The following is a 14,450-nucleotide window of genomic DNA, read 5'->3' as shown; positions in this document are numbered from 1 at the left end:
ACAATCACAACACTCCTAACGACTTGAAAATCGTCACATAGGACGGTGGATCAGGCAAGAGGAAAAACTGTCCAGCAAAACTTGAGACGCCATCTCCTTGATCTTGGGTAATACATGTATTAATGACAATAACTTCGTCGCTATAGCGTGACAATTCCACGAGGCCGAAACTGACAATCGCTCCTACCATATCGATAGCGAGCGATGGTACAGTCGGATAAATGTTTAATTGCGTAAAATCAGATAGTGACGATAAATATGATCCTGATAAAATATTCCCTAATTCTTGCAATGCAGAAGCGCCGATTTCTTTCTGTTCATCGTTATGGAAATCGAACGACTCATCTTGAATTAAATTGCGAATAAATTGGTTCGCTGATTCAATCGACAAGACGAAAAACATCGTCCCTGTAATTCCACCTTCAATGCGCAAATAGATGCTCGCTACTTCTTTTTCTGCTCCGCCCGCTAATTCAAACATTTCATCAAATGATACGACTTCAACACTCGGTACATGCATGTCGATTTTTTGATTTAACAATTGAGATAGTGCTGTCGCTGCATTGCCTGCACCGATATTTCCGATTTCTTTTAAAATATCTAAATGCATGTTCGTAATTTCAAAATTATCGTTCATCGTTCGACACTCGCTTAATTGGTTGTAATACTTTTTCTAAATTGAGCATTACGAGTAGACGACGCTCAACTTTCGCAACGCCTGAAATAAACTCTGATTCAATCGTGCCGACAACTTCTGGTTGCGGTTCGATCGAGTCTTCTCGAATGTCGATGACATCGTTCGCCATATCGACGACAAGTCCGACATCAAATTCTTCTGTCGTCACGATAATGATGCGTGAGTTATCATCCATTTCTTTTTCAGGTAAACCGAAACGTTGACGTAAATCTACGATCGGTGTAACAACTCCGCGTAAGTTAATGACGCCTTTTACGTAATCAGGTGTATTCGGTACACGTGTAATCGATAATACTTTTTCAATCGTCGTTACGACATCAATTGAAATGGCATATTCCTTATCCATCAATTGGAAGACGATTACTTTCATCTCTTTTGAATCTACTATTTCTGGTGTAGTCATCGTATTCACTCCTTACCGTCATTTATTTGATTAATGAATTACATTCTACGATTAATGCAACTTGACCATTACCTAAAATTGTCGCACCTGAAATCGCAAAGACACTTTGTAAATAGTTACCGAGAGACTTCAAGACGATTTCTTGTTGACCGATGAATGAATCGACGACAAGACCAGCAAGCTTTTCGCCTTTACGTACGATAACGACCGACTGGAATTCACCTTGTTCTTCATTTTGTTCCATTTCGAAAATTTCTTTCAAATAGACGAGCGGTACAATATTTCCTCGGAAATCAATGACTTTTTGATTGTGTGCATTTAAAATTTCAGATGATTGGATGATCGCTGTTTCAATAATTGACGATAAAGGAATCGCATAAATCTCTTTATCTAGCTCAACTAACATGACCGAAATAATCGATAATGTTAACGGTAATTGAACTTGGAATAACGAACCTTGGCCTTCTTTTGAATCGATGGAAATGTATCCTCCGAGCGATTCGATCGTGCTTTTCACGACGTCGAGCCCGACTCCACGTCCTGAAACGTCTGTGATTGCTTCGGCTGTCGAGAATCCAGATGCTAAAATGAGTTCGGCCACTTGTTTGTCTGTCAATGTCGCCGCGACTTCTTCCGTGACGATTCCGCGTTCGAGCGCTTTTCCTACGACGCGCTCACGGTTAACCCCCGCTCCATCATCTTCAAGTTCGATGAAGACGTGGTTTCCTGAATGGTATGCACGCAATGTGATCGTTCCTGTTTCAGGCTTACCTTTCGCAACACGTTCTGCTGGTGTTTCGATTCCGTGGTCGAGCGCATTTCGAATTAAGTGAACGAGTGGGTCACCGATCTCGTCGATGACAGTACGGTCGAGTTCTGTTTCCGCACCGATAATTTCCAAGCTCACTTTCTTGTCGAGGTCACGCGCTAATTGACGAACCATTTTCGGGAAACGGTTGAATACTGTTTCTACCGGAATCATACGCATATTTAAAATAATGTTTTGCAAGTCTCCTGAAACGCGTGTCATACGTTCTACCGTTTCGTTTAATTCTTGGTTATGTAACTCACTCGCAATCGACTGTAATCGTCCACGGTCGATGACAAGCTCTTCAAATAAGTTCATTAATACGTCGAGGCGTTCAATGTTTACACGGATTGTTTTGTTCGAGTTTCCACCTGATGAACGACGCTTTTTTGGAGCTTCTTCTTTTTTAGCTGGTTCTTGTTTCTGTACTTTAGGTGCAGCAACTTCTTGTTTCGGAGCTTCCTCAACTTGCTTCTCTTCCTCCTCTTCACTAGCACCTAATGTTTCTTGTGTGATCGCTGTAACTGTCACTTGTTCCACTTCAGATACTTTCATCGCTTTTGCTTGCAATGTATCTGCTTGTTCTTCCGTCAATAAAATGACGTGGAACGTCGTGTCGAACTCTTCACTTTCTAATTGTTCAACATGTGGATTTGACTTGATCACTTCACCTGCTTGTTCAAAAATTTCAAACAACATGAAGACACGTGCTGCTTTTAAAATACAGTCGTCGCGTAATTCAATTTTAATTTCGTAAGCGTTGAAGTTTTGTTCGAGTGACTGTTCAATGACCGTCTTCTCAAAGTCGTCTAATTCAACAGACCCTGCTGACGCTGTCGGAGCGGTACTCGTCTGTGTCGCTTCTTTTGCTGCCGGTGCTGCTGTTGGCGCCGCTTCCGCTACTGGTTCTTCTCCAGATGCTAAACGATTCAACGTGTCTACAAGCGCTGTTACGTCGCGTTGTCCTGTTCCTCCGTCTTCAATGTCCATAACCATCTCTTCCAAGTTATCGACTGATTCAAAGACGACGTCTAAAATTTCCGTTGAAACACCGATCTGTTCGTTTCGGATCGCATCTAAAACGTTCTCCATCTTATGTGTTAAGTCAGCGATATCTTCGTAACCCATCGTCGCTGACATACCTTTTAACGTATGAGCTGAACGGAACACTTCGTTCACAATTGCTAAATCTTCCGGATTTTGTTCTAACTCTAATAAATGCTCAGTACAAGATTGAAGGTGTTCTTTACTTTCATCGAGGAACATGTCTAAATATTGATTTGTATCCATCTTTTATTACCCCCTTGGACTTAACGTTTTCATAATTGAATCGGCGATATCACCTAATTCAACAACTTCGTCTACTAATTGTTCTTCTATTACTGCTTTCGGCATGCCGTAAATGACAGCTGTTTTCTCACTCTCCGCAATCGCAACTGTCTTGCTCTCCACTTCACGTAATGTGCGCAAACCGTCTCGGCCATCATATCCCATACCGGTCATGATGACGGTTAAATATTGCAATTCACTATGCGTCGAGGCGTTTTCAAGTAAGACGTCGACAGCAGGGCGATGCGCTTTACGAGGGGGTTCTGATTTATCGAGCCAAATGACATATCGCGACCCTTCTTTTTTGAACTTGAGGTGATAGCCGCCTGGTGCGATGTACGCAACATTATCTTGTACGGTCTCACCTTGTTCCGCTTCTTTAACTGTAATTTCACATAAATTATTCAGACGTTCCGCTAAAGAGCGAGTGAATCCTTTTGGCATATGTTGAACGATCAATATCGGCGCTCCTACGTTGGCTGGTAATTTCGTAAGAACTTCCTGTAAGGCTCTAGGTCCTCCAGTCGATGTACCTATTATAACAAAAGTCTTACGTGATTTCGAAAGTTTCGTTGGACTTTTCGTTAATTCGCCATATTGTGCAGTTGAACTTGACGGGCGAGGCGCTTGTTTGAAGCGTTCGGTCGGTTTCGTTGTCGTTGAACGCTCGCTTCTCACGAGACGCGAAACTTGCACTTTTGATGCTTCGATTACTTTATCGATTAAAATATGTTCAATCTCCCCTAAATTGAGTGAAATCGAGCCTCCTGGTTTCGCAACGAAGTCTACTGCCCCTTTTTCAATCGCGACCATCGTACGATCCGAGCTCGCCTTTGCCGTGCTCGATAACATGACGACAGGTGTCGGAACTTCTTTCATAATATGATCGAGCGCTTCGAGTCCATCCATGATCGGCATTTCGATATCTAACGTAATGACGTCTGGCTTTAAACGAATCGTTTTTTCAACAGCTTCTTTTCCGTTACGCGCGACGTCAATTACTTCAATTTTAGGATGTTTGTTTAATATGTCTGAGATAATTTTACGCATGAAAGCGGAATCATCGACGACGAGTACACGTATAGTATTCATAATGACATTACCTACTTCCTTTCATGAAGAAACCTTTCAATTTTTGAATGAAATGATTTGGCTCTTCAACTCGTTCAAAAGGATTGCCTATAAACGCCTGTGTAATTTGAGTGAGCTGTTTTGAAAGCGTTGCGTTTGGTTTCAATTCCGTGAACGGCTTTTGTGCAATAACCGCTTCAGTCATCAGTGGGTCTTCTTGTAAGTTCCCGAGAACGACCGTCTCTTTTTTCAAAAAGTTCTTCATGGCGTATTGTAAACGGTGTGATACTTGCTTCATCTGTTTATTGTTTTGGACGCGATTTGTGATGATGTGGAGCGGTTTATCAAAATCGTTCATGACGATATATTTCATCATCGAATAAGCATCTGTGATCGATGTCGGCTCAGGAGTTGCTACAACAATAATATCGTCCACTGCACCGATAAGTTCAATCGTACGTTTCGTTGCACCTGCCCCCATGTCGAATATGATGTAATCGTACGTTTTTTGCATCTCATCAAAAACTATCATGAGCCGCTCCACAATCTCATCCGTCCATTCTATAATGTCGTCGAGACCGCTCCCACCCGCAATATAATCTAAATGGGTGTTGTACGGAGTAATCGTCTCTTCAATGAGCGCATTGCCTATTAAATAATCTTTCAATGAAAACTTAGGTTGTTGACCGAGAATGATGTGCACATTCCCCATCCCTAAGTCCATATCGAGCAACATCACTTTCTTTCGATTACGCGCTAATTCTAAAGCGAAATTGACGGAAATATTCGTCTTTCCTACGCCACCTTTACCGCTCACGACAGCAATAGTGCGAGCGAGTGATAAATGTTGACGTGCTCCTGTTTCATTTCGCGATTGGTCAATCGCTTGAACCATTCGTTGTCTTAATTTCGCTGCTTGATCATTCATCGCAATTCACACCCTCTAACAATCGATCCACTAATTGTTCCACCGATGCTTCCTCTAAATCTTCTGGTACTTCTTGACCATCTGTAATATACGCTACTCCTAGACTAAATGCATCCATCATATTAAAAATAGAACCGACATTCGTCGCTTCATCTGCTTTCGTAAAAATAAAACGACGAATCGGTACATGTTCGAATTGCTTCGCTATTTCTATCATATCACGTTCTTTTGAAACGAGCGAAAGAACGAGGTACGACTCCATCGTTTGATTAAATTGGATTAAATCATTTAAATCTTTCACAAATTGTGCATCTTTATAATTGCGTCCTGCCGTATCGATGAAGACGATGTCGTAATCCGCATAGCGGTCCATCGCTCGTTCGAAATCTTCACGGCTATAGACGACTTCAACAGGTGCTTGCAATAAATTCGCATACGTCTTCAGCTGCTCAATCGCTGCGATTCGATACGTATCGGTCGTCATGAATCCGATTTTTTTCTTCTTTTCTAACAATGCACGCGCTGCAATTTTTGCGATCGTCGTCGTCTTCCCGACACCTGTCGGACCGACGATATTAATGAATTTTTTGTCGAACGTTACACCACCGCATTCATATTGCTCAAATTGTTGTAGTAGCGCTTGGCGAACGAGTTTCATTAACAGTTCATCATCGACGACGTCTTTCGTTTTAATCTTCTGATAAACAGCGTCGCAAATTTGCAATGTTAATTTTTCATTCAACTCATGATCCATCAATCCTTCATAAATGACTTGTAAAGGTTTCGGATAATGATCTTTATTCGATTTCGTTTGCAATTGTTGCAACATTTGTTTCATCTCGAGCAATTCTTCTGTCATACGCTCTGATTCTTTCCGCTCTAATTCGCGGTCCGTATCTTTAAGTTGAACCAAACGAGATGACGCCGGTCGAATAATAGGTTCTTCAAGACCGGCGACAACTTCTACTTTATTTTTTTTAAACATGCCGAGGAAGCCCTTCGTTTGAATAACTGAAGAACGAATAATGACGGCATCCTCGCCAAAATCAGCACGCACTAATTGCATCGCTTCTACCATAGAATCTGCTACATATGTTTTCTGTTTCATCCGATGTCCACCACCCCGACACTTTGTACTTCAATTGAAGCTTCTAATTCATTATATGACAAAATAGGTATTTGTGGGAAGTAGCGCTCTGTAATTTGACGTAAATACATGCGAATCGCTGGCGAACAGAGTACGACAGGTGTTTGATTCATTAATGCGACACGTTCTACTTCTTGTGCAAGTGATTCTAATATTTGTTGTGACTGTTCAGGAGCTAATGATAAATAGCTGCCATGTTCAGTTTGTTCGATATGGTCTGCCATCAACTTTTCAACATTTCCTGACACGGTGAGTACTTTCAATGCGCTACCGTCTTGTGGTGCATATTGCATCGTAATTTGACGAGCGAGCGCTTGACGACAATATTCGATTAATAAATCGATATCCGACGTATATTTTGAGTAGTCTGCCAATGTTTCGAAAATGACAGGCAAGTTACGAATCGATACTTTTTCACGCAATAAGCCAGCCAACACTTTTTGAATCTCCCCGATTGAGAGCGGTGTCGGTGTGAGCTCGTCGACGAGAATTGGGCTCGATTCGTGAATGTGATCGACGAGTTGTTTCGTCTCTTGACGACCGAGAAGTTCTGACGCATTCGCTCGAATAATTTCAGTTAAATGAGTCGATACGACGCTCGGTGGGTCAACGACGGTGTAACCCATAATTTCAGCTTCTTCTTTCACATCTTCTGTAATCCATTTCGCCGGAAGTCCGAATGACGGCTCGATCGTGTCGATTCCTTCAATCGTATCTTCTCCACCTGGACTCATCGCTAAGTAATGATCGAGTAAGAGTTCTCCTCTTGCCATTTCATTCCCTTTAATTTTAATGCGATATTCGTTCGGCTGAAGTTGGATGTTGTCGACGATTCGAACGACTGGAATGACAAGACCGAGTTCAAGTGCTAACTGGCGTCGAATCATGACGACCCGGTCTAAAATGTCCCCGCCTTGTTCCGCATCGACGAGCGGTATGAGTCCGTAACCGAATTCGAATTCGATCGGATCGACGTTCAATAAGTTAATGACGTTTTCAGGACTCTTCATCTCATCCGTCTCAACTTCTTCTTCCATTTCTAACAATTCTTCTGGGTCTTCTTCCGCCTCTTGACGCATCATGTACGCTCCGATTACTAAAGCGAGTGCAATCGGTGTCGTTAACATTAAGCTAATTGGCGTCGTAATACCGAGTAAGAAAATCGTCACTCCTGCAACATATAACAATTTCGGTTGTCCGAGCAATTGGTCTGTAATATCTGTTCCGAGGTTACCGTCTGACGCTGCACGCGTTACGACGATCCCTGTCGCTGTCGAAATGAGGAGCGCTGGAATTTGAGAAACGATTCCGTCCCCGACTGTTAAACGTGAAAAACGTTCTGCCGATTCTGCGAATGTTAATCCCATTTGTGCGACCCCGATGATCATCCCGACGATTAAGTTAATGATGACGATAATAATCCCGGCGATTGCGTCCCCTTTAACGAACTTTGTCGCCCCGTCCATCGAACCGTAAAAGTCTGCTTCGTTACTTACTTTTTCACGGCGTTCACGCGCATCAATTTCAGAAATCATCCCTGCGTTTAAGTCCGCATCGATACTCATCTGTTTACCAGGCATCGCATCGAGTGTGAAACGTGCAGCAACTTCAGATACACGTTCCGCACCTTTCGTAATAACGATGAACTGGATGATGATCAAAATGACGAAGACGACGAGACCGACGATGACGTTACCACCCGTTACGAACGTACCGAATGTGTCAACGACGCCCCCTGCTTCTCCACGTGTTAAAATCGCACGCGTTGTCGACACGTTCAATCCGAGTCGGAACAACGTAAGTAAGAGCAAGAGTGATGGGAAGATAGAAAATTCGAGAGCTTCCTTCATATTCATCGCTGTCAATAAGACGAGCAAACCTAATGTGATGTTAACGATAATTAAAAAACTTAACAGCCACGACGGTAATGGGATGACGAGCATCGCGACGATCATAATAACCGCTGCGAGTACACCTAAATCTTTAAATTGCATGTCATCCCTTCTTTCTTCTTCATTTTATATTTTGCGTTTCAAACGGTAAACGTATGCGAGCACTTCGGCTACCGCTTTGAAAAACTGTTCTGGTACCGCTTGATCGATTTCAACTTCGTCATACATCGCACGTGCAAGCGGTCGGTTTTCAACCATGACGATGTCGTGTTCTTTCGCGATCATTTTAATCTTTTGTGCGACGAAGTCTACCCCTTTGGCAACGACGATCGGTGCGTCCATTTCGCCATCTTTATACTTCAAGGCAATCGCGTAGTGCGTCGGGTTCGTTATGACGACGTCTGCTTCTGGGACTTCCTGCATCATACGACGCATCGCCATCTCACGCTGTGTTTGTTTAATGCGCGATTTGATGAGCGGGTCCCCTTCCATATTTTTGTATTCATCTTTAATATCTTGCTTTGACATTTTCAAGTTCTTTTCATAGTCGTACTTTTGATAAAAGTAGTCGAGAATCGAAATGAACAGTAAGACGAACGCTGCGACGATACCCATAATTCCGACGAGTGTCGCAACCGTCATCAATGTTTCAGCAGGCGTTTTAAAGGCGAGTCCTAATACTTTATCGATATTGATGACGACAATCGTCGCCGTAACAGAACCGATGAATGATATTTTCAATATAGACTTTAACAATTCAACGATTGCACGAACTGAGAAAATACGCTTTAATCCTTTAATCGGATCGATTTTCTTCAAATCGAACTTCAATGGCTCTGTCGTAAAGAGAAAACCGAACTGCATTAAGTTCGCACTAATTCCTGCAATAATTGAAACGATGAAGACAGGTAATAAAATGACGGCCATTTTCATTAGTATTTGTATGTATACGAGCATGACGGAATCTTTCGTAATCGAAGGAGTCGAGACAAGCTCTGTAAATGTAAATTCAAAAAAGTGAAAAACTCGTTCTCTAAAAAAAGGTGCTGCAAAAAATAAAAATAAAAATACACATAAAATAACGAGCGCACTCGTCACATCTTGACTTTTCAGTACTTGACCTTTTTTTCTAGAATCTTCCCTTTTCTTCGGTGTCGCTTTTTCTGTTTTTTCACCCGAGAAAAATTGCAGATTGAGACGTAAATATTGCATCTTTAGCCGCCTCCTAAAATAAGCATTAAATCACGCATCGAGTACGCCATGAATTCAAATAAACGACGAATGAGTGCAACCATGACAGGAACCATGACGACGAGTACGAGAAAGCTCACTGTAATCTTAATGGGGAAACCGACGACGAAAATGTTCAATTGTGGAACTGTTCGTGCCGTAATTCCGAGTGCTAAGTCGACTAAAAATAAAGTTGCGACGATTGGAACGGCCATTTGGAATGAAATGAGAAACACTTGCGCAAATGTTTTCGTAATGAAGACTGCGAAGTTCTCCTCGCCAAAGGCTAAGCCAAGTTGCGTTAAGCCGATGAACTCGTAACTGTAAAAAATACCGTCTAACAATAAATGATGTCCATTCAATGTTAGCAATAACAGCAAGGCAACCGCATTAAAAAACTGACCGAGCAAAGGAGATTGCGCTCCTGTTTGAGGGTCAATAACGTTCGCAATCGCAAACCCCATCTGGAAATCGATAAATCCTCCGGCAATTTGAATCGCACTCATCACGATGAAGGCGACGATGCCGATCGCTAAGCCGACGACGACCTCTTTCATAATGAGTAAAAAATATGTACCATCGAGCGGTATCGGCTCCGCTGTTTGAATCGAACCTACGAGCAATACTGCTAAGATGAGCGCGAGAATTAATCGTTGCACGTTCGGAATCGTCCGATACGAAAATAGTGGTGCAACGACAAAGAACGCGGAGATTCTCATGAAGACGAGCAGTAAAGTCGGGAGGATGAGAACGAATTGTTCCATTCACATCACCCGATGTACCGAGGTAAGTTTTGTAAAATATCGCCTGCAAAATTCGTCACACGCGTCAACATCCACGGTCCAAAAATAACAATCGAGACGAGAACTGCGACGATTTTCGGAACGAAAGCGAGCGTCTGCTCTTGAATTTGCGTCGTCGCTTGGAAAATACTGACCGATAACCCTGTGACTAAAGCGATAATTAAAAGGGGACCGGACGTCAATAACACGACACTAATCGCACGTTCTGCAATCGAGATCACCATTTCATCTGTCATTTGTCTAATCCCCTTTCTAATAACTTTGCAGCAGTGACTGGATGACTAAGTACCAACCATCTACTAAGATGAACAATAAAATTTTAAACGGTAATGAAATCATAACCGGCGGTAACATCATCATACCCATCGACATTAAAACACTCGCAACGATCATGTCCATGACGAGAAATGGTATGAAAATCATAAAGCCCATTTGAAACGCCGTTTTAATTTCGCTGAGCGCATAAGCTGGAACTAACATCGTGAGCGGAATTTCTTCCACTGTTTCTGGTCGTTCCACATCATTGTATTTTAAAAATAAATCCAAATCTTTTTGACGCGTATGCTTACTCATAAATTGCTTGATTGGCACACTCGCATTTTCATACGCTTCGTCCAATGAAATTTCCTCATTGAACAAAGGAGTGAGTGCCTCTTTATTCACTTCTTGGAATGTCGGTGCCATGATGAAAAATGTTAAAAATAAAGCGAGACCGACGAGCACTTGGTTCGGTGGCATTTGCTGGGTTGCGAGCGCCGTACGAACGAAGGATAAGACGATGACAATTCGAGTGAACGACGTCATCAAAATGAGAATTGCTGGGGCTAGCGAAAGTACCGTAAGCAATAACATCAATTTGATCGATGTCGATACATTCGTCGGATCACTATCCGAGAAAAACTGCATAAAATCAGTCACGTCGCTCCCTCTCTTCCTTCAAAAGCTTTTCCATTTGTGCTTTACGTTCTTGTTGTGCTTTATCTAACTCTTGTTGAAATAGCTGATCAAACGGCTCATCTTTCTTCGGTTTGGAAGATGGTTTCTGTTTCTTGGCAAACAGTCGTTTCAATTGATCGATGATGAGCATCGATTGCTCTTCACCGTCATCGCTTTCAAGTTCAACAAATGAACGAATCGATTCTAACTCTTCCTCCGTCTCTATCTCCTTCAAAAGTCGGACATCGTCTCCTACTCCTATTAAGTAGTAACGTCCACCTATCGAAAGTAATTGAACAGATTTTTGAGGTCCGACCGAAACACCACCTAAATTGCGCATAAGACGCGCTTGGCCGAATTGTTGATTGCGTCGATTGACAAATTTCAATAAGAAATATAAAAGAAATATGACGAACGCAAAAGCGAATACTACTTTAATATACGAGCCTATAGTCGGAGCACTGTTCGCTTGGACTAAAGGCTCTTGTTCTGTTGCGGGATCTTCTTCGCAGTCGTTCCCATCTACACAGTCACTTACAAATGTTTGCGCCTGTGCCGTTACGGGAAAAGCAACACTGCTCGTTGCTACGAGTAACATTATTGCGATGGTGATGATTCGAAACAGACGCATCGTTTATCCTAAAGCTTTTTCGATTGCTTCAATAACACGATCCGCTTGGAAAGGCTTCACGATAAAGTCTTTCGCACCAGCTTGAATTGCATCGATAACCATCGCTTGCTGTCCCATCGCTGAACACATAATGACTGTTGCCGCTGGGTCTTTCGCTTTAATTTCTTTTAAAGCAGCAATTCCATCCATTTCTGGCATCGTAATATCCATCGTTACTAAATCAGGCTTAAGTTCTAAGTACTTTTCTACTGCTTGCAAGCCGTTTTCTGCTTCTCCTACTACTTCAAAGCCATTTTTCGTCAAAATATCTTTGATCATCATGCGCATGAAAGCAGCATCATCCACAATTAAAATTTGTTTACCCATAATTCTATTTCCTCCTAAAAATAATTATCGTAAATTGTGAAGGCGGTCAGCTTGACTTAAAATGTCCGTAATACGAACTCCGAAGTTCTCGTCAATGACAACTACTTCACCCTTAGCAATATAACGATTATTCACTAAAATATCAACTGGTTCACCTGCTAATTTATCTAATTCAATTATCGAACCGCTCGACATTTCTAATATTTCTTTCACAGAACGCTGTGTTCTACCTAGTTCAACAGTCACTTCTAACGGAATATCCATCAGTAAGTTTAAGTTGTGAGTTTCTTCCTCGTTTAACTGCGGTGCTTCAAAATTAGCGAATTGTGGTTGTTGGACATTGACTGGCTGTTGTTGTTGAACAGGTGGTGGCGCAACAGGTGGTGCTTGTTGCACTGGTTGTTGCTGTACCGGTTGTTGCGGCTGCGGTTGTGGTGCTGGTTCTGGTGTCGGTTCTTGTACCGGCGCAGATAAATCAACCGCTGGAATATCTTCTTCCTCTTCGTCTCCTCCACCCATCATCACTTTTTCTAAATCAGATACTAAGCCTTTCGCAAAGTCGATTTGGAACAATTGCATAATGTTCGAGTCGATCAGTTCGCCTACTTTCAAATTGAACGAGACGCGAATGAGTGGGCTTTCTTCCGGAATATGCTCCGTCCCTTTATCTAAGGAGATATCCATAATGTCTGTCGTCGGTGGTGAAATATCGACTTTTTTATTAAAGATGGTCGACATAGATGTCGCAGCCGACCCCATCATTTGGTTCATCGCTTCTTGAACGGCACTTAAGTGAATTTCACTCAAATCAGGATCAGGATCTGTTCCGTCTCCACCGAGCATTAAATCCGCGATAATCGCAGCGTCACTTTGTTTAATGACGAGCAAATTTGCACCTGTTAATCCGACTGTATATTCTACCTGTACAGCAACGTAAGGTTGAACGAACTCGTCAACTAATTCTTCCCGGCTAATGACTGACGTTGTCGGTGTCGTAATATCGACTTTTTGACCGAGCAACGCAGACAATGCAGTCGCTGCACTACCGAAAGACATGTTTCCAATTTCGCCTAATGTGTCTTTCTCCATATCGCTTAAAATATCATCAAAATTTTCTTCCTGGGATGATGTTTCTTCTTCGCCGCTATCTCCCGCATCATCGCCGCGAAGCAATGCTTCAATTTCCTCTTGCGAAAGTATGTTATCACTCATCATCTTCATCCCCTCCGTCTACTATCGTTTCAATTATTTGAACGGCCATACGGTTACGTATTTGTCCTGGCTGTCCTTTAAATTTCGGTATGTCTCCTACTTTGATCGTTAATAACTCATCCATTCCTTTATCGAGCGTCAACATGTCGCCGCGCTGTAAATAAAGCAATTCTTGAATGGACATCCGACTTTTTCCGAGTTCGGCAATGACAGGGAGTCGTGCTTGCTTCAAGCGTTTTTCCAACTGTTTGCTCTGCTCTTCTGTCGGTTCTTTTTTATTAGATTGCATCCAATAACGGACCGATAAGTTCGGTACGATCGGTTCTAATACGACGTGAGGGATACAAATATTAATCATCCCACTCGATTCGCCTATCACGATATTAAATGATATGACGACGACCGTCTCGTTCGGGGAAATCATCTGCAAGAACTGCGGATTCACTTCCATTTCCGTTAAATACGGATCGATGTCAATAATGCTAGACCACGCTTCTCGTAAATTATCGAAAGAGCGTTCATATAAATTCGTTAAAATTTTCGTTTCGATTTCAGTCAAATCGTCCGCTTTCGAAGACTGTCCGCCAGTTCCACCCATCAATAAATCAAGCATGGAATACGCAACGTTCGGATTCACTTCCATTAAAATATTTCCTTCCAATGGAGGCACTTCGAAAATGTTAATTAACGTCATATTCGGAATCGACCGAATGAACTCCTCGAATGGAATTTGATCTACACTGGCGACGTTAATTTGAACGTATGTACGTAATTGCGCCGAAAAATACGTCGTCAACAGTCGCGCAAAGTTTTCGTGAATTCGAGTTAAACTTCGAATTTGATCTTTGGAAAATCGGAGCGCGCGTTTAAAATCATACGCTTTGACCTTCCGGGTCTCATCTTCTTTTTTCATTTCTTCTGCTGACATTTCACCTGTTGAAATTGCCGAAAGTAGCGCGTCAATTTCGTTCTGTGATAGTACATCCCCGGACATACG

Annotated in this window: 15 protein-coding genes; all 15 read right to left on the bottom strand. The window is 42.3% G+C overall.

Annotated elements, in window-relative coordinates; genetic code table 11:
* Positions 1-4: 4 nt before the first annotated feature.
* The 15 genes from ACFQ0V_RS06125 to fliM are packed head-to-tail and all read right to left on the bottom strand — an operon-like array spanning position 5 to position 14,447.
* On the bottom strand, positions 5-637 hold the full coding sequence (locus tag ACFQ0V_RS06125) for a chemotaxis protein CheC (RefSeq protein WP_381011026.1): 633 nt from the start codon (positions 635-637) through the stop codon (positions 5-7).
* The gene (locus tag ACFQ0V_RS06120; protein ID WP_381011023.1) at positions 627-1,100 is read right to left on the bottom strand and encodes a chemotaxis protein CheW; all 474 of its coding nucleotides are present in this window, start codon (positions 1,098-1,100) and stop codon (positions 627-629) included. Before ACFQ0V_RS06120 ends, ACFQ0V_RS06125 begins: the two co-directional genes overlap by 11 nt.
* 22 nt (positions 1,101-1,122) lie before the next feature.
* Positions 1,123-3,198 (bottom strand): chemotaxis protein CheW, encoded by a 2,076-nt coding sequence (locus ACFQ0V_RS06115; RefSeq protein ID WP_381011021.1) that lies wholly within the window; start codon positions 3,196-3,198, stop codon positions 1,123-1,125.
* Between the two features lie 6 nt (positions 3,199-3,204).
* Entirely contained in the window at positions 3,205-4,329 is a 1,125-nt protein-coding gene (locus tag ACFQ0V_RS06110) for a protein-glutamate methylesterase/protein-glutamine glutaminase (RefSeq protein WP_381011018.1), read from the bottom strand.
* 7 nt (positions 4,330-4,336) lie between these two features.
* The gene (locus ACFQ0V_RS06105) at positions 4,337-5,236 is read right to left on the bottom strand and encodes a MinD/ParA family protein (RefSeq protein ID WP_381011015.1); all 900 of its coding nucleotides are present in this window, start codon (positions 5,234-5,236) and stop codon (positions 4,337-4,339) included.
* The gene (flhF, locus tag ACFQ0V_RS06100; RefSeq protein ID WP_381011012.1) at positions 5,229-6,344 is read right to left on the bottom strand and encodes a flagellar biosynthesis protein FlhF; all 1,116 of its coding nucleotides are present in this window, start codon (positions 6,342-6,344) and stop codon (positions 5,229-5,231) included. Before flhF ends, ACFQ0V_RS06105 begins: the two co-directional genes overlap by 8 nt.
* Positions 6,341-8,377 carry a flagellar biosynthesis protein FlhA gene (gene flhA / locus ACFQ0V_RS06095; RefSeq protein ID WP_381011009.1) on the bottom strand — a complete coding sequence of 679 codons (2,037 nt, stop codon included), beginning with the start codon at positions 8,375-8,377 and terminating at the stop codon, positions 6,341-6,343. Before flhA ends, flhF begins: the two co-directional genes overlap by 4 nt.
* A 24-nt stretch (positions 8,378-8,401) precedes the next feature.
* On the bottom strand, positions 8,402-9,487 hold the full coding sequence (gene flhB, locus ACFQ0V_RS06090) for a flagellar biosynthesis protein FlhB (protein WP_381011006.1): 1,086 nt from the start codon (positions 9,485-9,487) through the stop codon (positions 8,402-8,404).
* 2 nt (positions 9,488-9,489) lie between these two features.
* Positions 9,490-10,269, bottom strand: coding sequence for a flagellar biosynthetic protein FliR (gene fliR / locus ACFQ0V_RS06085; protein WP_381011004.1), 780 nt, complete (start codon positions 10,267-10,269; stop codon positions 9,490-9,492).
* Between the two features lie 5 nt (positions 10,270-10,274).
* A complete protein-coding gene (gene fliQ / locus ACFQ0V_RS06080; RefSeq protein ID WP_381011001.1) occupies positions 10,275-10,544 on the bottom strand; it encodes a flagellar biosynthesis protein FliQ in 270 nt (89 codons plus the stop codon).
* A gap of 16 nt (positions 10,545-10,560) precedes the next feature.
* Positions 10,561-11,226: a flagellar type III secretion system pore protein FliP gene (gene fliP / locus ACFQ0V_RS06075; protein ID WP_381010998.1), complete on the bottom strand. Its 666-nt coding sequence runs from the start codon at positions 11,224-11,226 to the stop codon at positions 10,561-10,563.
* A complete protein-coding gene (locus tag ACFQ0V_RS06070) occupies positions 11,219-11,875 on the bottom strand; it encodes a flagellar biosynthetic protein FliO (RefSeq protein WP_381010995.1) in 657 nt (218 codons plus the stop codon). Before ACFQ0V_RS06070 ends, fliP begins: the two co-directional genes overlap by 8 nt.
* Before the next feature lie 3 nt (positions 11,876-11,878).
* The gene (locus ACFQ0V_RS06065; RefSeq protein ID WP_194561423.1) at positions 11,879-12,241 is read right to left on the bottom strand and encodes a response regulator; all 363 of its coding nucleotides are present in this window, start codon (positions 12,239-12,241) and stop codon (positions 11,879-11,881) included.
* Positions 12,242-12,265: 24 nt separating this feature from the next.
* Positions 12,266-13,453, bottom strand: a complete 1,188-nt coding sequence (gene fliY, locus ACFQ0V_RS06060) for a flagellar motor switch phosphatase FliY (RefSeq protein WP_381010992.1) — start codon at positions 13,451-13,453, stop codon at positions 12,266-12,268.
* Positions 13,446-14,447 (bottom strand): flagellar motor switch protein FliM, encoded by a 1,002-nt coding sequence (fliM, locus tag ACFQ0V_RS06055; protein ID WP_381010989.1) that lies wholly within the window; start codon positions 14,445-14,447, stop codon positions 13,446-13,448. The genes fliY and fliM overlap by 8 nt, the downstream gene beginning before the upstream one ends.
* Positions 14,448-14,450: the final 3 nt, after the last annotated feature.

Source organism: Savagea faecisuis (assembly GCF_042675605.1).
Taxonomy (GTDB): domain Bacteria; phylum Bacillota; class Bacilli; order Bacillales_A; family Planococcaceae; genus Savagea; species Savagea faecisuis.
This window is presented reverse-complemented; position numbering and strand designations above follow the sequence as displayed.

Coding starts and splice junctions, on each gene's coding strand:
- ACFQ0V_RS06125 (WP_381011026.1), bottom strand. CDS start 637: ATGAACGATAATTTTGAAATTACGAACATGCATTTAGATATTTTAAAA.
- ACFQ0V_RS06120 (WP_381011023.1), bottom strand. CDS start 1,100: ATGACTACACCAGAAATAGTAGATTCAAAAGAGATGAAAGTAATCGTC.
- ACFQ0V_RS06115 (WP_381011021.1), bottom strand. CDS start 3,198: ATGGATACAAATCAATATTTAGACATGTTCCTCGATGAAAGTAAAGAA.
- ACFQ0V_RS06110 (WP_381011018.1), bottom strand. CDS start 4,329: ATGAATACTATACGTGTACTCGTCGTCGATGATTCCGCTTTCATGCGT.
- ACFQ0V_RS06105 (WP_381011015.1), bottom strand. CDS start 5,236: ATGAATGATCAAGCAGCGAAATTAAGACAACGAATGGTTCAAGCGATT.
- flhF (WP_381011012.1), bottom strand. CDS start 6,344: ATGAAACAGAAAACATATGTAGCAGATTCTATGGTAGAAGCGATGCAA.
- flhA (WP_381011009.1), bottom strand. CDS start 8,377: ATGCAATTTAAAGATTTAGGTGTACTCGCAGCGGTTATTATGATCGTC.
- flhB (WP_381011006.1), bottom strand. CDS start 9,487: ATGCAATATTTACGTCTCAATCTGCAATTTTTCTCGGGTGAAAAAACA.
- fliR (WP_381011004.1), bottom strand. CDS start 10,269: ATGGAACAATTCGTTCTCATCCTCCCGACTTTACTGCTCGTCTTCATG.
- fliQ (WP_381011001.1), bottom strand. CDS start 10,544: ATGACAGATGAAATGGTGATCTCGATTGCAGAACGTGCGATTAGTGTC.
- ACFQ0V_RS06070 (WP_381010995.1), bottom strand. CDS start 11,875: ATGCGTCTGTTTCGAATCATCACCATCGCAATAATGTTACTCGTAGCA.
- ACFQ0V_RS06065 (WP_194561423.1), bottom strand. CDS start 12,241: ATGGGTAAACAAATTTTAATTGTGGATGATGCTGCTTTCATGCGCATG.
- fliY (WP_381010992.1), bottom strand. CDS start 13,453: ATGAGTGATAACATACTTTCGCAAGAGGAAATTGAAGCATTGCTTCGC.
- fliM (WP_381010989.1), bottom strand. CDS start 14,447: ATGTCCGGGGATGTACTATCACAGAACGAAATTGACGCGCTACTTTCG.